The organism is Roseofilum sp. SBFL, from assembly GCF_017746885.1.
GTDB lineage: Bacteria > Cyanobacteriota > Cyanobacteriia > Cyanobacteriales > Desertifilaceae > Roseofilum.
In genome coordinates this window covers 20,018-42,212 of sequence record NZ_JAGHZH010000174.1, presented here as the reverse complement: position 1 = coordinate 42,212, position 22,195 = coordinate 20,018, and the positions used below count along the sequence as shown (strand labels likewise).

Here is a 22,195-nt window from a genome sequence, read left to right as displayed (position 1 = left end):
TGTCAAACCCTTGGCACAATTATTGTCACTCCCCCATTTTCCGGCTCGCACCCTAAAACTAGACAGTGGCTTAACCCTGATCCATCAGCAAATGTCAGCCACCCCCGCAGTGGTTGCGGATGTGTGGGTAAAAGCAGGGGCAATGCAAGAGCCAGAAGACGCACCTGGACTCGCCCACTTCCTGGAACATATGGTGTTCAAAGGAACAGCTCGCATTGGCCCTGGGATATTTGACCAAGTCATCGAAAATCGAGGTGGTGTCAGTAATGCGGCCACCAGTTATGATTATGCTCATTTCTATATTAATACCGCTGTTCATCATCTGGCTGATACCTTACCCTATTTAGCCCAAATTTTACTCCATCCGGCGATTCCGGAGGAGGAATTTTTGCAAGAACGAGAAGTGGTGATGTCAGAAATAAGACAAGTCCAGGACGATCCAGACTGGCTAGGATTTTCTTCGTTACTGGAAAATTTATATCCCGATCATCCTTATGGACGGTCTGTACTGGGAACGCAAGCGCAAGTCTTAACCCATACTCCGCAACAAATGCAGTCATTCCATCAGCAGTGTTACCAACCCGAGAATATGACTGTGGTGTTAGTTGGAGATATTACTGAAACTGAAGCGATTCATTTAGTCAGTAAAAGTTTTGTGGGGTTTAAAAAAGAAAGGAGCAGTGAGAAAAAAGGGCGATCGCACAAGCAATGGGTCGCATTATCGCCGCACCATCTCACCCCAGACAATGGCAAAAAAAACCGAAAAGTGCCTTTGATTTTTCCTCTAGAAACGATTCGCAGAAAGGAATTCAAGTACCCTCGCTTAGAAGAAGCCAGATTAATGATGGCATGGCTAGGGCCAGGAGTCGATCGCCTCAGTGACGCTTATGCTCTGGATTTAATTTCCGTACTTTTAGCCAGTGGACGGACTTCCCGTCTCGTGAGAGAATTACAACAAGAACAGGGTTTAGCTTATGGGGTTGGCAGTGACTTTTCTCTGCAACAGGATTCTAGCCTGTTTACAATTACAGCTTGGCTAGAGCCGAAATATCTGAACGATGTAGAATTTTTGATTCGCGATCGCCTGGATACCCTCCGCACAACCCCCATCTTGGAGACTGAATTGCGATCGTGCCAGCGTCAACTGTGTAATGATTATGCCTTCTCTACGGAAACCCCTAGTCAATTGGCCGGATTATATGGATATTACAATACCGTCGCTCAAGCCAGGCAAGCGGTGAGTTATCCCCATCGGGTACGATCTCTAACTGCCGAAGAAATTCAGCGTGTAGCTGGAGAATATTTACACCCCGATCGCTATGTTGTCACCCAGTTGAAACCGTTGTGGCGATCGGGGAGTGGGGGAATGGGGGGATAGGGGGACTCGGAGATCGCCCATTACCCATGATTTTTAATTTTTAATTGACATGACAGTTACTCTTCTCTCTTCACTTCAATCGAATCGAGCCTCTCGCTTGCAACTGAGCAATGGTATTGTGCTGTTAGTGGTGGAAAATGCGATCGCCGATATTGTTTCGAGTCGTTGGTTTTTGCGCTCTGGATGCAGTTGCGATCCTCCGGAAAAAGCAGGTATCGCTAACTTAGTCGCCTCCCTGCTCACCAAAGGAACCCCAGACTTTTCTTGGTCAGATATTGCCGAACAAATTGAATCGGTGGGAGCAAGCTGTGGTGCAGATGCAGCCGCAGATTATTTTCTCATGAGTCTGAAAACAGTTTCTGGGGATTTTGTGCCCTTATTTAAGTTAGTCGCCCAGTTGATGCGATCGCCCACTTTTCCCCTAGAGCAAATACAATTAGAAAAGCGCCTGGTTTTACAAAGCATTCGCCAATCCCAAGAACAACCGTTTTCCTTAGCCTTCAAAGGCTTGCGTGAAGCCATGTATGGGGATCATCCCTACGGAAAATCCACCCTGGGAACCCTAGAAAGTGTTGAGCGCATTACCCAAAACGATTTACAAGCCTTCCATAAAGCCTATTTTCGTCCCGATAACTTAGTCATTAGCATCTGTGGACGGATTAATGTATCAGAAGCTGTTTCTCTAGTTGAGGAGATCTTAGGCGATTGGGAAGTCCCAGAAAAACCCATCCCTCAAGCGCCTTTTCCACCCTTGAATCTAGATCGGATGTCTAGAATATCTCCTGTCATTCAACCCCAGGACACCCAACAATCCATCGTTATGGTCGGCTATCCAGGCGCACCAGTCAAGAGTCCAGATTATGCCGTGTTGAAATTGCTCAATACTTATTTAGGTAATGGCTTATCGAGCCGCTTGTTTGTGGAGTTGCGGGAAAAACGGGGATTAGCCTATGATGTTTCCGCCTTTTATCCCACTCGTCAAGATTTATCCCAATTTGTTGTGTATATGGGAACTGCTCCGAGTAATACGGGAATTGCCATTACTTCCCTACAAGAAGAAGTCGAGCGCTTAAGTGAAACGTTCCTAACCTTAGATGACTTGAGTACGAGTAAAAATAAACTGCTGGGGCAATATGCATTAGGCAAACAAACCAATTCCCAGATTGCCCAAATTTTGGGATGGTATGAAACCATTGGGTTAGGAATAGAATTTGATGACCACTTTCAAGAAACGATTGCTCAAGTGACCATTAACCAAGCCCAGGCTATTTCTCAAACTTATCTTACTTCTGGCTGTTTGTCGATTGTTGGCCCTCAAGAAGTCGTGGGTGAACACAAGTTGGGTTAATAGGTTGGAGATCGCGTTTCATTCCCGGTCTGATTTCCAACTCTTCTAATGACTTATGCATTCCCAAATTTTCGGCAATGAAAGCGTCTTTCTTTTGACGGAGGACAAAGTCTACACCTTCTAAGCTGAACCAATCTCCCAACTTATCCCTCTTCTTCCACTCTTGGAAATTCTGAGGAATTTCCGTCATTACAGCCCGCGAACTCCAAGGAAAGAATCAGGGTTTCACCCCCCTTTTTTGGAAAGTGACAGAAGAGGGATTAGCCTTCAAGCTGTACCTCATAGAAGAGAGAACCGCTATAATACTCTTATCATCTTCGCTTAATTTCGTTTCAATCGTAATGCGATTGGGAGCTTTTTTGATTTCTTCAAATGTTTTTCCAGCATGACTTTCATCCAGAGCATCGAGCGCATTAGCCAACCCATTCATAAACACTTGATTAATTTGCCCGTCATAGCATTTCACGGCGGGAATCTCCCCATCTCTTTTTACAATTTTAATGGCTGGGCGTTTTTCGTTAGCTTTGAGGCGATACTTTAAAATTAATAAAGTTCAACATTTTCATTAGACATCTCCTAGAATTAGGCTGAAACCTTAATGCTGTCGTTTAAAAAACGAAGTTTTAGGAGATGTCTATTGTATTCAAACCATACTTTCGCCTGTAACAAGGAGCTTAGAGTAACTGCTCTCTTAAGGTAAGCCCCTTGTCTCTTAAGGAGAGATCCTATCAAGTCCAGTTAGGCAATTTATAATTTATTCAATGAACTTGATATTACCCTAATCCTTCGATCGCCGGATGGAAGAAGAACGCTAGCCCTAAAACTACATAGGTTGCCAGTAACAGAGAGCCTTCCAACCAATCAGAACGACCATCGGAACTAACCGAGTTAGCCAACAGAACAGCGACAACCACGGCGACTAACTCGAAGGGATTGAAATCGAGATCCATGGGTTGGTGAAAGAATACTCCAGCTAAGACCAAAACGGGCGCTACAAACAGGGCAATCTGCAAACTCGAACCCATCGCTACAGAAACCGACAGTTCCATTTTATTTTTCATCGCCACAGTCACTGCGGTGGCATGTTCAGCCGCATTACCAATAATGGGAACTAGAATAACCCCGGTAAATAGAGCGGTTAAGCCTAAATAAGAAGTGGCTTCTTCCAAAGAAGCCACTAATAGCTCTGATTCTACGGCAACCACCAGAGTTGCTGCCAGCAGTACTAGAGACCACAAGGTGATATTGGGCTGTTCATGGGTTTCTTCTTCGCCTTCCTCCTCATTTTCTGCCAAGCCCACATCATAGAGATAGGAATGGGTTTTCATGGAAAAGAGCAATGTGAGTAAATAAACCACAATTAAAACGATGGATACTGCCCCCGATAACGTTTGCATGGTTTCTTCCGCAATCCCATCAGAGGTGACATCGACGGCGGTGGGAACCAAGATGGCAATTACCGCCAAATTCATGGCTGAGGCATTCAGACGCGCTACCACTGAGGTAAAGTTTTGTTCCTTATAACGAATACCGCCTAAAAACATGGCAAACCCCATTACCAGCAGCAAGTTACTGATAATGGAGCCGGTGATACTAGCTTTCACCACATCGACTAAGCCAGCATTTAAGGCAACTAGACCAATAATCAATTCAGTAGCATTACCGAAAGTAGCGTTCATCAAGCCCCCCAAATTGGGGCCCAGCACCACGGCAATTTCTTCGGTTGCCGTTCCCATCCAAGCCGCTAAGGGAATAATGGCCAAAGCAGAAGTAATAAAGATGGTTGTCGATCCCCAGCCCAGAAAGTGGCCGGCAATGGAGATAGGTACAAAGACTAAAAGTAGAGAAATGATCGTATTCGTTTTCAACATGGCGATCGCATCCAGGTTTACACCCTACCCATGCTACTCCCATTTTTAGAAAACTATCTGTTCTCAAAAACTTAGAGCCACTATGACACGTTCTAAACTAAGCTGTACACTGGTTTTCAAACCCCTATATTGGCCATTCAACCTTGACTTATTCTTGTGGTAAATTATTAGTCATTCACGGCAGCCGAGACCCTCGTCCCCATCAGGGTGTTTTGGACTTGGCGCAACAGGTTCGTACCTGTTTAGAGTGCCAACATAGTCGCCCCACTCGAGTAGAAACGGCAACTCTAGAGTTGGGTGAACTAACGTTAGCTGAACAAATTCAACAGTTTGGCGATCGCCTGTTGGCAGAACATATCGATTATCTACAAATCATTCCCCTATTTCTACTTCCTGGAGTGCATGTCATAGAAGACATTCCAGCTCAAGTACAGCAGGCGCAAACCCTCTTGGGAGAAAAGATGACTTTAGAGATCTGTCCCTATTTAGGAAGTCATCCCCAACTGCACAACCGATTAGCAGGAGAAATCAAGACCACCGATCGCGAGATTTGGATCGTTATGGCCCATGGTAGTCGCCGACCTGGTGGCAATCAACCCGTCGAAACCCTAGCCCATCAATTGGGAGTTCTTGATGCCTATTGGTCAGTGATGCCATCCTTAGATTGGAGACTCAGCCAATTAATGGATTTGGGATATCGTCGGATTGGAGTGTTGCCCTATTTCCTCTTTCCTGGCTATATTACTGATGCGATCGCCGAAACCCTAGCTGCAAAACAAGCTGCCGATCCTCAGTTGGACTATATCTTCCGCTCTCCCCTCAATCAAAATCCCCATTTAGCCCAAATGGTACTGGATTTAACAGTATCTTCCTCTCTTTCCACCCTAATCTAAAGTTTACATAACCCAACCGAACCCCTATGACCTCTTCATCCTCTCCCCTCGGTAAAGTCTATCTTGTTGGTGCAGGGCCTGGCGATCCCGGATTAATGACGCTCAAAGGAAAAGACCTGCTTCAGATGGCCGATGTGGTCGTTTATGATGCCTTGGTCAGTCCTCCCATTGTAGAGATGATTAACCCGAAGGCGAAAAAAATCCATGGGGGAAAACGACGCGGAAGACATTCACTCAAGCAGGATGAAATTACCCAAATTTTAATTGAAGAAGCTCAAAATCAGGCGATCGTCGTTCGTCTCAAAGGTGGAGATCCCTTTATCTTTGGGCGCGGTGGGGAAGAAATGGCCGATCTGCTCGCTGAGGGAATTCCAGTAGAGGTGGTGCCCGGTATTACTTCCGGAATTGCCGCTCCAGCCTATGCAGGTATTCCTTTAACCCATCGGGGGTATAGTTCTTCCGTGACGTTTGTAACTGGGCACGAATCCGTTGGCAAATATCGACCGAAAGTGAATTGGCCGGCGATCGCCCAAGGTTCAGAAACCATTGTTATTTATATGGGGATTCATAATTTATCCCAGATTATCCCCCAACTGCTCGAGGCGCAGTTATCTCCCCAAACTCCGATTAGTCTGATCCGTTGGGGAACTTGTCCCGAACAAGAAACCCTAGTGGCAACCTTAGAAACGGTTATTCATGAAGTAGAAGAAAGCGGATTTAGCTCACCGGCGATCGCTGTTATTGGTCACGTTGTGGGAGCTATAGGGGATAGGGAGATAGAGAGATAGGAGGATCTTTCAAGGGAATGATTTTAAGATTCGAGTCAGGAAGACACGGAGAAACGGGGACACGGGGACACGGAGAATAAGATGACTCTATGAAATTTAGGGCACTCTGAGGGTCTATGGATGCACAATCATGAAAATCATTCACTTGTCAGGATAGGGGGATAGCTTGCACCCTATTGCCTATTGCCTATCCCCCACTCCCCATTCCCCATTCCCCATTCCCTCAAAGTGGCCATTGGGTTAAACTTCAATTAAATTCAGCCATTGCCAGAGCTAATCGCTATACTGATGGAATTCAAGGGCAATTATTCAGCATTTAGTTGGTCGAGGATACTGGTGGATATCCCAACATCAACCTCAAAAATCACGAGAACCTATTTTCAACGGCAGCTTCGGAGCTTGCAGCGGGATGTGCTACGGATGGGCGCTCTAGTAGAAAATTCATGCTGCCTAGCTCGTCAAGCCCTATTTGAACAAGACCTAGAAGCAGCCAATCAGATTCAACCCCAAGACAAGCGTATCGATCAACTCTATCGCCAAATTGAACTCGATTGTGTGACCACCATTGCTCTTCAATCACCTGTCACCCAAGATTTAAGATTACTCAGTTCTATGATGCAGTTAGTTAAAGATTTAGAGCGCATTGGGGACTATGCCAAAGACTTAGGAGAGATTGCGATTAAACTCTTTGCCTATCCTCCCCATCCCATGATTGGCGAAGTGCAACTGATGTACGATCGCACTCAATCCATGTTAGCTATGAGTTTAGTTGCCTTATCCAATCTTGATGCTCAGGGAGGCTTAGAGATCAAAATAAAAGATGATGTGGTCGATGCAGACTATGAATATCTGTACCAAAAATTAGCCAATCAACGCCATATTCAAGGGGAAATAGAACCGATTTTATTGCTCGTTTTAATCATTCGTCATTTAGAGCGTATGGCGGATCATTCAACCAACATTGGCCAGCGCGTGGCTTATATTGTGACCGGTGAGCGTCATTAAATCAGCGATCGCCGATCTACTCGATCCCGATTAATGATAAACTCAAAAGAGTCGATTTTATCCTCGGATCAATTGACCAGCAATTCACCAAACGTTAACAGGTGGCAGCAAGTTAAGGGAAATGTACGGGTCTACTCTTTCCGGTTTACCCTAACGCAAGCTTATTCTTCAGAAGAAGGCTTGATCGTGCTCTGATAATCTTTGGGTCTGAGTTGAGACTCTTATCCGCAACTCATCATTTCCGTTAGTGCGGATAAACCTTAGCAAAAGACCATAGGAATATCTACCTGATTCCCGATTGGGTTGCCCTTAGCTCAAGGCTGAATTGTTTCCATACGGGTAAGAGTCTGCATCGCTCGGACTCTTGTTAAGAAACAGCCCCACCCTAAAGGCAAGGATTGGATTAAGATCGTCCCCATAAATTAACCCGATCTAATCCTAATTTGAGAGCTAGGCTGGTTCAATCTCCATGAACCGCCTCGCCCTATCCAGATAGCCAACTGGCTGTAAAGACACAGACAACTAAGGACGTATCGCTACATGGAATTCACGATCGCCAATTTGCTCTCCAATTTCACTGATGATAAACTGATTGCTCCTAAAGTCCTAGAAAAAAAACTGGGACTTTCGAGTGATATCAGTTTACGTCAACTACAAATCGCTCTGGACGCTCTAGAGAAAATGGGGATACTGATCAAAGACCGAGGACGGTATCGCCGGGGTCCAGGAAATGGACTGGTAGAAGGGAAACTGCGCTGTTCGAGTAAAGGATTTTGCTTTGCCATTCAAGATGATGAAGAAGCTGAGGATATCTATATCCGAGAAAGTAATCTATCCACTGCTTGGAATGGAGACCGCGTCTTTGTGCGTGTCCTCAAAGAAGGCTCCAGACGGCGATCGCCAGAAGGAGAAGTTTTCCTGATTATCGACCGTGCCATTACCTCGGTTCTCGCTCGGATCAAATGGCAAGATGGGGACTATAAAGCGGTTCCCCTCGATGACCGTCTACTCTTTGAACTGAGCTTACCCAACAATGGAACCCTAGAATCGGCCATTGAACATTTGGTGCATGTCTCCATTGAGCGCTATCCCCTCGGGCCTTATCCCCCCATCGGAGAAGTCACCCAAGTGCTGGGACTCAACGCTGAAGAAGCAGCCGATACCGAAATTGTTCGCTGCAAACACGACCTTCCCAAGATTTTTTCTCCTGCGGTTCTGGAAGAGGCGGCTAACTTACAACCCCAAGGAATAGGGCCAGATGATCGCCAAGACCTACGCTCGATCTTGACCTTCACCATCAAACCAGGAGAATATGCAGATCAAACCGATACCTTTGATGATGCGATTAGCGTAGAGCCGTGGGAAGGAGGGAATTGGCGCTTAGGCATTCATATTGCCGATGTCTCGGATTGGATTCCCCCCAATTGTGCGATCGATCAAGCGGCTGCCAAACGGGGCGTTTCCGTTTATCTGGGGCACAAAGTGCTACCCATGTTACCCCCAGAAGTAACCCAACACTGCGCCCTGATTCAAGGACAAGAGCGGCGTAGTCTCTCGGTTTTGATCATTCTCGATAGTCAAGGTCAAGTTCAAGAATATACGATTGAACCCACGGTCATTAGCGTAGATCATCATCTCAATTATCAACAAACCCAAGCTCTTCTGGTGGCAGAAGAACCCGTTGAAGACCTACCAGCAGTTCTGGGAGAAACGGTTAAACAGCTCTACCGCCTCACCCAGCAACTGCGCCAGCATCGTCTAGCACGAGGGTCTTTTGAGCTGAACTTACCCGATCAGAAATACCACTACGATGATGAAGGCTCCCTAGGTGCTTTGGTGGTTCCCTTCTCCTTACCGGCTAGAGGAATGGTGACGGAACTGATGATCTTAGCCAATCAACTGGTCGCCAAACATCTCAGAGAGCTACAAGTCCCAGCCCTCTATCGGGTTCATCAAGCCCCCCATGTGGAAGAAATCCATGAACTGATTAAACTGGCTGCTAATCTAGGGATCGGCTTAGAACTCGAAGATGAGGAAGAGGTGAAACCGAGGGATTATCAGAACTTTACTGGGCAGTTTGATGGCACGTCAGCCCAGAAAGTGCTGACCTATTTACTCCTAGGGGCACTCAAACCAGCCTTTTATAGTATTGCGCCCAAACCTCACTTTGGGTTGGCGGTGGATGAAGGGTATACCCACTTTACAGCTCCCTTACATCGATATTCTGACCTGTTAATTCATCGAGTTCTGCATGAAGTGTTTACTCAAGGTCGCGATCGCCGGAATGCTCGTGCTAAAGAAGGAGTAAACTTAACCAGCAGTAGCTGTCATGGCAAAATTAACTGGAATGTACTGCCCCCAGATACGCAAGCCGATTTAGAAGACCACTTTAGCGCCATGGTTGCCCATCTAAGTGAAGCCGAACGCATCGCCCAAGAAGCCATAGACGACTTAGATGGCCTACAAAAAGCTGAGTTCATGAAATCCCACACCGGAGAAATCTTCCACGGAGTGATTACCGGGGTTCAATCCTATGGATTTTTTGTCGAACTCGAAGATGCCTTAGTCGAAGGACTCGTGCATGTCAGCTCCCTGAAAGATGACTGGTATGAATATCGAAGTCGTCAACAAATGCTGATTGGGCGTAAAAATCGCAATCACTATCGCTTAGGCGATCGCGTCGAAGTCCAAGTCAAGAGTGTAGACTACTATCGTCAACAAATTGACTTAGTCGCCATTAGTGGCGGCAGCTATAGCCCCGATAGCTTTGATGATGAGGAGGAAGAAGACGAAGATTACTATAACTAGGGAATGGGTAATGGGTAATGGGTAATGGGTAATGGGTAATAGGGTCTTAGCCTCCCTATCCTCCCCATCCTCCTCTCCCTATCTCCGCGTCCCCGTTTCCCAGCGTCTGGAGTGTCCCCCCATCCCTGTATCCCTGCGTCTGGAATATCCCCCCATCCCCCATCTTGAAATCATGAACTTACCCTTAATCCTGGGGGTCTCTGGAGCCTCTGGCCTCATCTATGCTATCCGCGCCCTTAAGTACCTATTAGCGGCAGAATACACCATTGAGTTAGTCGCCTCCAAAGCGACATATCAAGTTTGGCAAGCCGAACAAGGGATTACAATGCCTGGAGACGGGCAAAAACAAAGTCAATTTTGGCGAGAACAAGCCGGAGAAATGGACAAGGGACAATTAATCTGTCATCCTTGGCAAAATGTGGGGGCGGCGATCGCCAGTGGCTCCTTCCGAACTCAGGGTATGTTAGTGATCCCCTGTAGTATGTCCACAGTCGCTAAACTAGCAGTCGGATTAAGTTCCGATTTACTAGAAAGAGCAGCCGATGTGCAGCTCAAAGAAGGACGAAAACTGGCGATCGTTCCTAGAGAAACTCCCTTAAGCGTCATCCACCTGCGGAACTTAACCACCCTCGCTGAAATTGGGGTTCAAGTTGTACCCGCGATTCCTGCTTGGTATCATAACCCTCAAACCATTGAAGACTTAGTTGATTTTGTTGTCGCGAGGGCACTCGATCAATTTGGTATTGATTGCGTTCCTCTCAACCGTTGGCAGGGCGGGTTAAAATAGGCAGATGAATCAAAAAAATGTGCTATTGGGAGTTCTAGGGATCGGTCTTGTTGCCGTAGCGCAAAATCTGACCCTCTCAATGTCCGTGGTGTTTTTGGGAGGGAAGTTACCCTCTCTGCCCCTGGGCATTTGGCTCTTTATTGCCTTTACCCTAGGACTCATCAGCTCTCGCCTGATTACCATCATTTTACAAAGTTCTGATGGAGTGATCGAATATACAAGCGAGCAAGAAATCTCTTCAACCCGTAAGACTAACGTCGCCTCGAACCCAGTCACTGATAGCAGTCGAAGTGAGCGCAGTCGAAGTGACCGGAGCGGTTCATCTCCAAAGGAAAGTAACCGCTCTCCAGGTAAGAATTTCTTTTCTAAATCTAAACGCTCTGTTGATTCAGAAGACGATTGGGAACAAACCCCTAAACCCCCCAAGGAATGGGAAGAAGAGCGCCTTAATCCAGTAACTTGGGGCAATGGAGAACAAGAGAGCCAGAATACTTATCGTAGTGTCTCAAAACCTCCAGAGCGCCCTACCGAAAAACCGAAGGATACCGTTTATGATGCCGACTACCGGGTGATTATTCCCCCTTATGAAGCATCCGCACCCTCTCCTCCTACTCCGAAGAAAGAGAACGACACAACCGACTGGGATACTCAAGACTCCAACCCTTCAGAAGATCGAGATTGGATTTAGAGTGCCACGCGCTGTAAAGTAATAAGTAATATTTTGTCGTTATAAATCACTTCAGCTGAATTAAGAATCGTTTCGCGACGCAGAATATTATGGCTGTGCATAATAGTTTAAGGATTGGCTGTATCATTCTTATATTGTTAATTGTTAATCCTTTGAGCCATGAACAACACCCTTAAACACTGTAGCCTTTTCCTCGTGGGTATGATGGGGGCTGGTAAAACTACAGTGGGCCAGGGTTTAGCTAAACAGCTCGATTATCGTTTTTTTGATACAGATACGTTGATTGAACGGGTGGCAGGTACTAAGATTCCCCAATTGTTTGCCACTCAGGGGGAGGAAGGCTTTCGGCAACTCGAAACCCAGGTACTAGCCCAATTATCTGCTCAAGTGCGCTCTGTGATTTCGACGGGTGGTGGTATTGTCCTAAAACCGGAGAATTGGGGCTATCTGCGCCATGGGATTGTGGTTTGGCTTGATGTTCCGGTACAAATCCTCTACGATCGCCTAAAAACCGATGATACTCGTCCCCTTTTAAAAACGACCAATCCCCTGGAGACTTTACAGACGTTGTGCGATCGCCGTCAAGATCTCTATGCACAAGCCGATTTACATCTCACTCTAACTGGAGCTGAGTCTCCCAAACAAGTCGCCGATACCGTTCTGAGCCAACTCCCTCGGATTTTGAAATCCGATTCTGTTCACAATTAACAGTTGAGCCACTCGGCTTTCATCCACAATCAGGTGTAGGGTGGACAGGACAATAGAGAAAGCAGTAGCGATCGCGAAGTAGTCCTCACTCGCTACCTGCACGCCAAGCTGAAGGAGTTTAACCCTAGCTTACCTGACAAAGCCTATGATGTTTCTTGGTAAAACCATTCGTAGCACACCAATTGTATATCTTCAGCTTTAATGACTTTCCGGATTGACTCTAAATTCGGCGCATCTAAGTCTTGATAAAGTTCATTTTCAATCAAGAGTTCATCGAGCTTGTAAAGCAAGTCCTTCTCATTTTGATGATTTCGATAATCCTCCCAGAGTTGTTTCGTTTCTCGCTTATAGCTCTGTAACTCTCGATTTTCTAGAACTTGCAAAACCCGATCCTTAGTCTCTTGTTCATCACTTGTCCATTCAGTCCCCAAAGTAGTTTGAATAAGAACTTGATAAATTTTCTGTAAAATCCCTGTGAGCTTTGGCTTAAGCTTTGAACTGGTACTGTGACGTTGGAAATATTGCAGTAGATTTTCAGTTGCACCTTGTACTACATCAAAAATTGAGCGATCAAAGGATACTGGAGCTAGGGTGTCAGGGGGTGGGAAATCTGATTCTTGACACTTCAACCAGTTAAATAGTTTCCTCAGATCAGTTATGAGTAGGTTGGTATCAAGACAAATCTGCCCATCTTGACGGGGATAAAAGTACCAGAAGTGACGATCGCTTGCTTTAAATGCCAGGAAGACCCCACCCTCTCGATATTGTGGATCGTTGATAGTCAAGTATTTGGTGCTGTGAATTCCCATGGGAATTTCTGAGACAACCTCTTGACCAATCCGTTGCATGAATTCCAACAATGGCAGACGCATTTCATCTAGAGAAACTAAATCAGAAACTTGCTCTAGTTCTTCCAGAATCGCTTGCTTTTCGGCTTCACTATCGGCTTGCTTGAGTCTCTGCAACTCTTCTAAAGAACGGTTAGAGATTTCTTCACCTAAGACACTAGCATCTAAGCCCACATTGTTGTCAATATCAGCAATCCGTTTTTGAAGCCGTTCGACTAGGTGTAGCAGGGATTCTAATCCTTCTTCTGGAAAACAGTTATAGATATAGAGTGTTTCATAGTCAGTTCCTAAACGATCAATTCGTCCAGCCCGCTGAATCATTCGTACTGGGTTCCAATGTAGGTCATAGTTGACTAAAATCCCAGCATCTTGCAGGTTCTGACCTTCTGAGAGAACATCGGTACAGATGAGAATATCAATGGGGTGTTGGGCGATCGCTTTTCGCTCTTCTTCTGATTCTGTATTGGCTTTAGGAGCAAAACGCTTAACTTTGATTTCCCGTTGCTTCCCTGGTGTGTTGCCAGTAATCAGGTCAATGGTGGGAAAACCCACGGCTTCACACCAATCCTTATCGTTCTTTAATTGAGCATGGATATAGGTAGCAGTATCTTTGAAATAACTAAAGACTAAAATCTTCTGGTTCTTGAGGGTGAGTAACAAATCTTTGAAGGCAATCAGTTTGCGATCGCTGTCTTTCCCTGCTTCTACAGACTGATGAATTTTTTGGAGGCGCTCTAGGATCTCATTAAGCTTCTGAATATCGGCTTCAATTGCTTCGGTCAATTTGCCAATGTCATAACCTGCTGGATCAATGTCTTCCAACTTATCTATAATGTCTACGAGAACATCTTCTCCATCATCAAGCTGAGTTGCTAGAAGAAATTTACGAAAGTTCTTACTATCAAGTAGTTTGTTTTCTTGGGTCAGCAGTTCATAAAACCTGGTTTGGAATTGGGCTTGGTTCGATACCGTATTCTCAAAAGCAATCAGAGAGCTTTCAAACCGCTTAAAATAGAGAGTTTTCTGTAAAGCAACGAGGGCACGATTACGCTCAACTTCAATCTGCTCCGTTTTCCCAAGACGTTTTTTGTAAGATTTAATATTGTAAGGAGCTAGGTTGAGTTGGTCAATAATATCAGCAATACCAATATAGAGTCCAGCAAAACTTTCTTCAAAGTTATAAGTAAAATTTTTAAGTTCACGCTTAGGAAAGCGAATCAGTTGACCTGCTATTCTGATTTCTTATCCTGCTTCCAGGCGTTTGATTACATCTTGGCGACTACGGCGTACCATGGTCTGAAAGAGTAGGGTAGTAATTTCGTCTTTCCCCTTGACTAAATTCTGAAAATATGTTCTGAGGTTATTAATTCCCCACTCCCGATAGTAAGTATCATTGTTTCGAGTCAGGAGTAGAATTTGATGGTAGAGGTCAAAAAGACTATTGTTAATCGGAGTTGCTGTTAGCAACAAAACTCGTTTGTATCGTTTCCCGCCGCCCAAAAGCTTGGTAAGATTAGCATAACGATTAGTAGCACTGTTTCTGAAGTTGTGAGATTCATCAATGACAATCAAATCGTAGTTTCGGTATTTCGTTCGGTCAAACTCCGAGCGCCCCATTTCTTCATGAGAAATAACATCAGCTTTTAAGCCAAATTCATCAAGTTTTTTGCGCCAAACTAAATCTCGTAACTGAGCTGGACACAAAACTAAGGCTTTAGGCACATAACGGGGACGGCGCAATTTAATCAGGTAGTAGTCAATTACGCGCAATCCAATATAAGTCTTTCCTAAACCTACTGCATCAGCTACCATACAACCGTTATGGCGTTCGAGGAGTTTGATCGCTCTCTCAAATCCTTCTTGTTGGAAACTGGCCAGTTCTAAGGTGGTTTGTTCTCCGTCTCCAACGATTGAGTCATCCTTAAACAGTTCATAGAGAGCCTTGAGAAAGACTTGATAAGGAGTGTAGGCTTTACTGCCAAACTTGGAAGCATTGAGGGCTTCAATTAGTTTAGCCTTATAGTCTGGGTCAACACTGGAATCATTCCAGAACGTCTCAAACCAGTTTTGTCTGAGGTTACTAGCGATCGCCTTATTTTTGTTGACGATGTTCAGTTCCTTATTTTTTCTGATTCCCGGTACAGTAAAGTTACTCGATCCTACAATGCTGTGGGAATCGAAGATATAAGCCTTGGCATGAAGAAACTCTCCTGTGGTCGCTCCGTAGAGTCTAACTTGAATATGTTCCTGCTCCAGATAAGCAATAATTCGGTCAATTTGTTGCTTGTAGCTGAGTGTAAATTGCTTTTGGTTGAGTTCCTCTCGTAAGTCCGTGCGGAAATATTTGAGTAAGTCTAGGCGATCTCTCTCAGCAGGACGGATCGTAGGGTCACGTCCAATGAGAAGCCGCAGGGAAGTAAGACGGTTCATAGCCTCTTCCAATTCTACCCAAGCTTCAATCCGAAAGAATCCAGTAGCGATATCGAGGTTCAGTTGGCGATCGCTAAGGATAAGCTGTTCAAGGACTAATTTAAGGATGTGTTTTTCGTTGTCAATATAGTCGGGGATAGGCATAGCTCAACTAATTATGAGTGGGATTCATCAATTTCTGATACTCTTGTTTTGCTCTGCAAAACTCTGGAGAATCTTCTGGTACTTTCCACAGTATGCTGATGATTCTATCGTCACTAAACCCAGAACACTTGAATATTCTAATTTTCTGGACTTTCAGTTCATCATAAATGAAAGGTAATGAATTGTTATTTGAATCATTTACTTCATTGGTTTTTCTGGATAGGCTGGGTCTTCTTGGTGCTGGTGGTGGTTCTGTTGATGAGATTTTATTTTGGTTCAGACTCTCCGATCTCAAAGAGTCTGAATTTTTCATATACTCATTGGAGTATGCTGACATTAGATGTCTTAATCTAATTAAATTTATGTTCTCAATTTGTCTAATTCTTTCACGGCTTACACCATAAATATTTCCAACTGTTTGCAAAGATTTGTAGTCTCCATCGTCCCAACCAAATCGCTGCTTCAGTATGTCTACTTCCTTTGGTTTCAGTGTAGATAAAGCTTCCTCTAAGTCTTCTCTAATTAGACCTAGATTTAATTCTTCTTCTATTTTTGAATCATAAATCAACTGTTCAAGAGAAGTGTCTTCGCTGTCCCCTACAAATATATTCAATGAAAGTATTGGTTCAAGGTATTGAATGATTTCTTGAATGGATTGAACGCTCTTTTCTAAATAAGCAGCTATGTTCTCCATTGAGCAAGCTATTTCTGCTTCCTTGAATTCAGATATAGTTTTGTCAATCTTTCTCTTGTTATCCCAGATATAAACCGGAAGTCGAATAATGGACGAATAGTTTTGTATCGCTCTTGTAATTGCTTGACGAATCCAGTGGTAAGCATAAGTTGAGAAACGACACCCTTTAGTGGGGTCAAATTTTTCAACTGCTATCATTAAACCTTGGTTGCCTTCTTGAATTAAATCAATTAAATCTAGGCAATAAGAAGATGATTGATATTTCTTGGCAATTTTAACTACAAGCCTTAAGTTAGCTTGAGTGAGTTTATCACGAGCGAATTTACCTAGATAAAATCTTTGATAGAATTCAGGCAAGCTTAAATCTGATTTCTGTGCCCATTCTAAATCAGTTGGTCGAGTTTTATGCTCTTTGAGCCAATCATCATATACTTGTTTTAGTTGAAACCATAACTGAGCTTGTCGAGAATATAATATCTCCTGCTCTGGAGTTAGAAGTTTCGTTTTACCAATTGTATTTAAATATAAGCCTAGAGAGTCTAATTCTGGTTGTTTATCTCTTGTCCTCTGAGATGCAAAGGTATTAAATTTATGGTGGGTTTGATAAAGTTGACGAACATCTTTGCCAGATGCAGCAAGCTTAGTAAATAAATGAACATCAAATAGTTCTGGGGGCTGTAAAAAAACTTGGCTGAGTTTAATGATTTTTTCTAAGCTCATTTTTGTCTTATCAAAATGGGTAAGTGTAGTGACGACAAATAAACGCTCATAGTCGGTAGTTCCTAGAATCAAGAATAAATTCGATCGCTGACTTAGGTTATTAGCAATAGCTTTAATATTTTTCTTTAATACAGTATCTGAGTCCCATTTCAGTTCAAATAAAATCACTTGTAATTGGGTCTCTTGGTATGAAGCGAGTAAATAGGAGCGATAAATTGATTCTTCTAGAACGGGTGATAACTGTAGATTTTCTGTGTTTAATTGACCAAAGCAATTTTCGTAGCCTAGTCTCACAAATAAGTTAGCGAGATCTGTTGCCTCATGAATTTCAGACAAATCATTGAGTTTAAGCATTACTCTCCTCTAATCATCTTCATCTAACGGCTACTGGCTGCACTGGGAGTTTTCCATTTCTGGGGATACAACTCCAGCATAATAGCTGTGTGAGCTAAGAATTCATCCTAAGCCACTAGCAACACTTCAAGTGTTGATAATTCTTAGTTGCCAGTAAATTATTGATCTTGATTCTTTCCTTCAGTATATTGTGTTCAGTCATATTGCCTAGTGGATCTTAGCATTGGTTAACGTTATACTCTACACTCTGATACATAATGAAATAACGCGAATATTATGGTTTATAATATTACATATCTATGAACCTAAGATAACCGTACTGATAGCGATCGCCTATCTGCCTCAATGCATTCTGTAAGAGACAACGATTTGTTGTTGCTGTATCATTACTTATATTATTAGCCGATTGACACCTCACTCTCACTGGAACGGAGTCCTCGAACAAGTAACCGATACCATTCTCACCCAACTGCCTCGGATTTTGAAATCCGATTCTGTTCACAATTAACAGTTGAGCCACTCGGCTTTCATCCACAATCAGACCTTTGTTAAATCAAGGAATCTATTCATGTCTACAGCAGCAACTGACCATCTAGATGAACCCACTCGGGTTCGTGTCTTAAGTGAAGCTCTTCCTTATATCCAGAAATTTGCCGGTCGGACAGTCGTGATTAAATACGGGGGAGCAGCGATGAAAGATAGCACCCTCAAAGACCAAGTCATGCGCGATATTGTGTTTCTTTCCTGTGTGGGAGTGCGTCCGGTGCTAGTCCATGGGGGAGGGCCAGAAATTAACACCTGGCTGGGCAAATTAGGTATCGAACCCCAATTCAAGAATGGATTGCGCGTGACTGATGCACCGACGATGGATGTAGTAGAAATGGTGTTAGTCGGTCGGGTAAATAAGGAAATCGTCTCGTTAATTAACCAAGCTGGGGGCCAGGCGATCGGCCTGTGCGGTAAAGATGGTAACTTGATTACTGCTCGCCCCCAGGGTCAAGAAGGGATTGGATTTGTGGGAGAAGTGAGCAGCATCAATACTAAAGTTCTGAAGCCATTGTTGGAAAATGGTTATATTCCCGTAATCTCTAGTGTTGCCTGCGATCCCCAAGGACAAGCCTATAACATTAATGCCGATACCGTAGCTGGAGAATTGGCTGCGTCCTTATCGGCGGAAAAACTGATCTTGTTAACCGATACAGCCGGTATTTTGAGAAACTATAAAGACCCCTCGACCCTGATCGATAGCCTAGATATTCAGGAAGCTCGCAATCTCATTGAGGTGGGAATTGTCGCTGGAGGAATGATTCCAAAAGTGCAATGCTGTGTCCGAAGTTTAGCTCAAGGAGTCAGAGCGACCCATGTTATTGATGGCCGGGTTCCCCATTCCCTGTTGTTGGAGGTGCTAACTGATGCTGGAATTGGTTCGATGATTGTGGCTTAGGGAGGAAGGATGGAACTGTTGGAAAGAGGTAAACAAGCCTTTGAGCGTGGAGACTATCGGGAGGCGATCGCCGATTTAGAAGCTGCCAAGGGGCAAGTGGCTGGCTCTTCTGCCTTGGGAGGTGAAGTGCAGATTTGGTTAGTCACCGCCTATGAAGCAGCCGGAAAGCGCGACGAAGCCTTATCTTTATGTGAAACCCTGGACAATCATCCCGATTGGCACACTCGCAAACAAGCACGCCGGTTATTAGAGATTTTGAAGGCTCCCCAGCTCAATCGCCGTTCGGAATGGAATACTACGATTCCCGATTTATCTGCTATGGAGGAGAGCGATCGCCTTTATCGTCAAGGAACAGGAACCACCCAAGTTAAGCCTCCAAAGTCCAAAGAGGAGTTAGAACCGATGGATTGGTCCTCCGTAGAAACAGAAGATAATCGGTTTCTTTGGGTGGCTTTAGTGGCGATCGCCTTAATTATTGGCGGGTGGATTGGCTTCGGATAGGGGGATAATGGGAAGGCAGCCAACACGAGATAGACCAAAATCATGGGAAAACATCGATCTAGGGTTCGGATTTTCTGGCCGTTATATTTAATCGTGGCGATCGCCCTCACGGGATGCGTTAAGTATGATGTGGGGGTCAATTTTCAAAGCCAAACCTATGGAGAAATGGTGCAACGGGTGCAAATTTCCGATCGCCTGCACGATTTCAGCCAAGTGGTGGCCGAACAATGGTTAGAAAGCTTGCAAGAACGTACCCGAAAATTGCGAGGCAAAACCCAACGGATTTCCGACCGGGAACTGCTCGTCACCATTCCCTTTTATAATGGTGCAGACTTAGCCTCCAAGTTTAATGAGTTTTTTAACCCCACTCATCTCCAAACCCAAACAGAGGATGAAACCCTACCCCAACTCACCTCCGAACTCAATATTGCTCAAAATAACTTTTGGATCGCCATTCGCAACCGTCTAGAAATGGATGTAGACTTGCGATCGCTCGCCGTTCTCTCCTCCGAAGGCAATGTTCTCGTCAGTCCCGGTTCCCTATTCAATCTAGAATTTGCCCTTACTACCCCCTGGGATGCCCAACCCATTACCGAAGCTGAAAATAGCCTCACTCCCGTCTCAGACCCCGAAAATCATCAATTAATTTGGACACTTGAGGCCGGAGAAATCAATCACTTAGAAGTCATTTTTTGGGTTCCCAGTCCCATTGGTATTGGAGCCTTAATCATCCTAGCTGCTGTTTTTGGTGGCATGACTCTCAAAGATTGGTTACCTCAAAATGGGTAATGGGGAGATGAGGAGATAAGGGGATGGGGAGACACAGAGATATCCTATTCCCTATTCCCTATTCCCGACTCCCCACTCCCCACTCTGTACACTATCGTTTTGTAGAAATCCCTATGGAAGCCTTAAAAGGAAGAAACATATTAAGCGTTGCCGATTTAACCGTTGACGAACTGCATGAGCTATTAACCTTCGCTGCCCAACTCAAATCAGGAGACATCAGTTGGACTTGCCGTAAAGTTCTTGGACTTTTATTTAGCAAAGCTTCAACCCGTACCCGCGTCAGCTTTAGCGTTGCCATGTATCAACTGGGCGGTCAAGTCATTGACCTCAATCCCAGTGTCACCCAAGTCAGTCGTGGCGAACCCGTTACCGATACAGCCAGAGTTTTAGGCCGGTATTTAGATATTTTGGCTGTTCGTACCTTTGAACAAAAAGAATTAGAAAACTATGCCCAATTTTCTGGTATTCCTGTCATCAACGCCCTCACCGACTTAGAGCATCCTTGCCAAATATTCGCTGATTTACTCACTATCCAAGAATGTTTTGGCAGTTGCCAAGGTAAAACCCTATCCTATTTTGGCGATGGCAATAATGTTGCCAATTCCCTCTTACTCGGCTGTGCAATGATGGGCATGAATGTACGCATTGCTGTCCCTTCTGCTGAATATGAACCCAACTCGAAAATTGTCGCCAAAGCCAAAGAATTTGCGGGGGATAAAACAGAAGTGATTGTTACCCACAATGCCCAAGAAGCCGCCAAAGGATGTCATGCTTTATATACTGATGTTTGGGCAAGTATGGGTCAAGAAAAAGAAGCCAGAGAACGGATTCCACTCTTCAAACCTTATCAGGTGAATACAGAGCTATTAAAATTAGCCGATCCTGAAGCTATTATCCTCCATTGTTTACCCGCCCATCGTGGTGAAGAAATTACCGATGAAGTGATGGAATGTCCCCAATCTCGCCTATGGGATCAGGCAGAAAACCGAATGCACGCCCAAAAAGCCCTCTTAGCCAGTATTCTAGGCAAAGATGAATAGACTTCGTGCAGAAGTACTAAGGTGCGTTAGCGACAGCCTAATGCACCCACTCAAAGCTATAGCAGAGAAAGAGTCGGTTAGCACAGTTAGGTTATGGTTTGAGGCAAGAGGCAATAGAAAATGTCCTAACTCTCCTTTTCTTTGCTATAAAAGCACAAAAATTCCTACACCTCTTTTCCTCATCCCTTGAGAAGCGAATCCATCTCCAGTAGGAGAGAGTAAACTTTGTTAGTTTTCATTATTAATTACTATGTCTAATTCCGATCAACTGAATCTCTTCGATGACTCAACTATTGCCGGCAATTCTGGGTTTTCTTCCCTAGAATTAATTCCCAAAGATCCCAAAATTCCCATTCCTCCAGGAACCTATGAAACATTAGAAGCCCTGACCAAACATTGCCAACAGTGTCAGCGCTGCGAATTAGGACAAAACCGTACCCATGTAGTAATTCACCGGGGAAATCCCAAAGCTAGCTTGATGATTGTGGGAGAAGCTCCCGGACAAAATGAAGACGAAAAAGGATTACCATTTGTCGGGAAATCCGGTCAGTTACTCGATAAAATATTGGCATCGGTAAAATTAGATAGCGAGCGTGATGTTTATATTTGTAATGTCAACAAATGCCGCCCTCCAGGAAACCGTAAACCCACGTCCTCAGAAATGGATGCTTGTAAGCCTTATTTATTAGAACAAATCCGTTTAGTGAATCCAAAAATCATTTTATTGACTGGTGCAACAGCCGTTCAAGGGATCTTAGCAGATAAACGAGGCATTACAAAAATTCGCGGTCAGTGGTTTGACTGGCAAGGGCGCTTCTGTATGCCTATTTTTCACCCAGCTTATTTACTGCGAAATCCCTCCCGCGAACCAGGAAAGCCGAAGTGGTTAATGTGGCAGGATATTCAAGAGGTACGGCGCAAGTTAGATGAAATTAGTTAGAGCATATAGAGAAAATT

Annotated in this window: 19 protein-coding genes; 14 read left to right on the top strand and 5 right to left on the bottom strand. The window is 44.5% G+C overall.

The features are described from left to right. Positions 1-10 precede the first annotated feature (10 nt). Complete coding sequence (locus tag J7545_RS18735) at positions 11-1,378, top strand: pitrilysin family protein (RefSeq protein ID WP_318700889.1); 1,368 nt, start codon at positions 11-13, stop codon at positions 1,376-1,378. A gap of 49 nt (positions 1,379-1,427) precedes the next feature. Continuing rightward, positions 1,428-2,726 (top strand): pitrilysin family protein, encoded by a 1,299-nt coding sequence (locus J7545_RS18730; protein ID WP_318700888.1) that lies wholly within the window; start codon positions 1,428-1,430, stop codon positions 2,724-2,726. Between the two features lie 217 nt (positions 2,727-2,943). Here the strand turns inward: J7545_RS18730 and J7545_RS18725 are convergent, their stop codons facing one another. Both J7545_RS18725 and cax read right to left on the bottom strand, forming a co-directional pair. Beyond that, positions 2,944-3,192 carry a hypothetical protein gene (locus tag J7545_RS18725; protein WP_318700887.1) on the bottom strand — a complete coding sequence of 83 codons (249 nt, stop codon included), beginning with the start codon at positions 3,190-3,192 and terminating at the stop codon, positions 2,944-2,946. Between the two features lie 307 nt (positions 3,193-3,499). After that, entirely contained in the window at positions 3,500-4,597 is a 1,098-nt protein-coding gene (cax, locus tag J7545_RS18720) for a calcium/proton exchanger (RefSeq protein ID WP_318700886.1), read from the bottom strand. 143 nt (positions 4,598-4,740) lie between these two features. Between cax and J7545_RS18715 the strand changes: the two genes are divergently transcribed. From J7545_RS18715 to J7545_RS18685, 7 genes are all read left to right on the top strand, one after another. Next, positions 4,741-5,490 carry a sirohydrochlorin chelatase gene (locus tag J7545_RS18715; protein ID WP_318700885.1) on the top strand — a complete coding sequence of 250 codons (750 nt, stop codon included), beginning with the start codon at positions 4,741-4,743 and terminating at the stop codon, positions 5,488-5,490. 26 nt (positions 5,491-5,516) lie between these two features. Beyond that, positions 5,517-6,278, top strand: coding sequence for a uroporphyrinogen-III C-methyltransferase (gene cobA / locus J7545_RS18710; protein ID WP_318700884.1), 762 nt, complete (start codon positions 5,517-5,519; stop codon positions 6,276-6,278). 333 nt (positions 6,279-6,611) lie between these two features. Then, the gene (gene phoU, locus J7545_RS18705) at positions 6,612-7,283 is read left to right on the top strand and encodes a phosphate signaling complex protein PhoU (protein WP_413038668.1); all 672 of its coding nucleotides are present in this window, start codon (positions 6,612-6,614) and stop codon (positions 7,281-7,283) included. A 540-nt stretch (positions 7,284-7,823) separates the two neighbouring features. After that, on the top strand, positions 7,824-10,091 hold the full coding sequence (locus J7545_RS18700; protein ID WP_318700882.1) for a ribonuclease R: 2,268 nt from the start codon (positions 7,824-7,826) through the stop codon (positions 10,089-10,091). Positions 10,092-10,263: 172 nt separating this feature from the next. After that, positions 10,264-10,878, top strand: a complete 615-nt coding sequence (locus J7545_RS18695) for a flavin prenyltransferase UbiX (protein WP_413038669.1) — start codon at positions 10,264-10,266, stop codon at positions 10,876-10,878. Positions 10,879-10,882: 4 nt separating this feature from the next. Beyond that, positions 10,883-11,566 carry a hypothetical protein gene (locus J7545_RS18690; RefSeq protein WP_318700880.1) on the top strand — a complete coding sequence of 228 codons (684 nt, stop codon included), beginning with the start codon at positions 10,883-10,885 and terminating at the stop codon, positions 11,564-11,566. 159 nt (positions 11,567-11,725) lie between these two features. Beyond that, positions 11,726-12,274, top strand: a complete 549-nt coding sequence (locus J7545_RS18685; RefSeq protein ID WP_318700879.1) for a shikimate kinase — start codon at positions 11,726-11,728, stop codon at positions 12,272-12,274. Positions 12,275-12,417: 143 nt separating this feature from the next. Here the strand turns inward: J7545_RS18685 and J7545_RS18680 are convergent, their stop codons facing one another. From J7545_RS18680 to J7545_RS18670, 3 genes are all read right to left on the bottom strand, one after another. After that, a complete protein-coding gene (locus J7545_RS18680; RefSeq protein WP_318719991.1) occupies positions 12,418-13,944 on the bottom strand; it encodes a C-terminal helicase domain-containing protein in 1,527 nt (508 codons plus the stop codon). Between the two features lie 420 nt (positions 13,945-14,364). After that, on the bottom strand, positions 14,365-15,696 hold the full coding sequence (locus tag J7545_RS18675) for an SNF2-related protein (RefSeq protein ID WP_318719990.1): 1,332 nt from the start codon (positions 15,694-15,696) through the stop codon (positions 14,365-14,367). A 7-nt stretch (positions 15,697-15,703) separates the two neighbouring features. Next, positions 15,704-17,464: a sigma-70 family RNA polymerase sigma factor gene (locus J7545_RS18670; RefSeq protein WP_318719989.1), complete on the bottom strand. Its 1,761-nt coding sequence runs from the start codon at positions 17,462-17,464 to the stop codon at positions 15,704-15,706. Positions 17,465-18,032: 568 nt separating this feature from the next. Between J7545_RS18670 and argB the strand changes: the two genes are divergently transcribed. The 5 genes from argB to J7545_RS18645 all read left to right on the top strand — a co-directional run bounded on the left by argB (position 18,033) and on the right by J7545_RS18645 (position 22,178). Next, the gene (argB, locus tag J7545_RS18665; RefSeq protein WP_318699025.1) at positions 18,033-18,908 is read left to right on the top strand and encodes an acetylglutamate kinase; all 876 of its coding nucleotides are present in this window, start codon (positions 18,033-18,035) and stop codon (positions 18,906-18,908) included. 9 nt (positions 18,909-18,917) lie between these two features. Then, positions 18,918-19,409, top strand: a complete 492-nt coding sequence (locus J7545_RS18660) for a hypothetical protein (protein WP_318699026.1) — start codon at positions 18,918-18,920, stop codon at positions 19,407-19,409. A 42-nt stretch (positions 19,410-19,451) separates the two neighbouring features. Beyond that, positions 19,452-20,198 carry a DUF3153 domain-containing protein gene (locus J7545_RS18655; protein ID WP_318699027.1) on the top strand — a complete coding sequence of 249 codons (747 nt, stop codon included), beginning with the start codon at positions 19,452-19,454 and terminating at the stop codon, positions 20,196-20,198. 113 nt (positions 20,199-20,311) lie between these two features. Then, positions 20,312-21,238 carry an ornithine carbamoyltransferase gene (argF, locus tag J7545_RS18650; protein WP_413038670.1) on the top strand — a complete coding sequence of 309 codons (927 nt, stop codon included), beginning with the start codon at positions 20,312-20,314 and terminating at the stop codon, positions 21,236-21,238. A 250-nt stretch (positions 21,239-21,488) separates the two neighbouring features. Next, positions 21,489-22,178 (top strand): uracil-DNA glycosylase, encoded by a 690-nt coding sequence (locus J7545_RS18645; RefSeq protein WP_318699031.1) that lies wholly within the window; start codon positions 21,489-21,491, stop codon positions 22,176-22,178. The last annotated feature ends 17 nt before the right edge of the window (positions 22,179-22,195 follow it).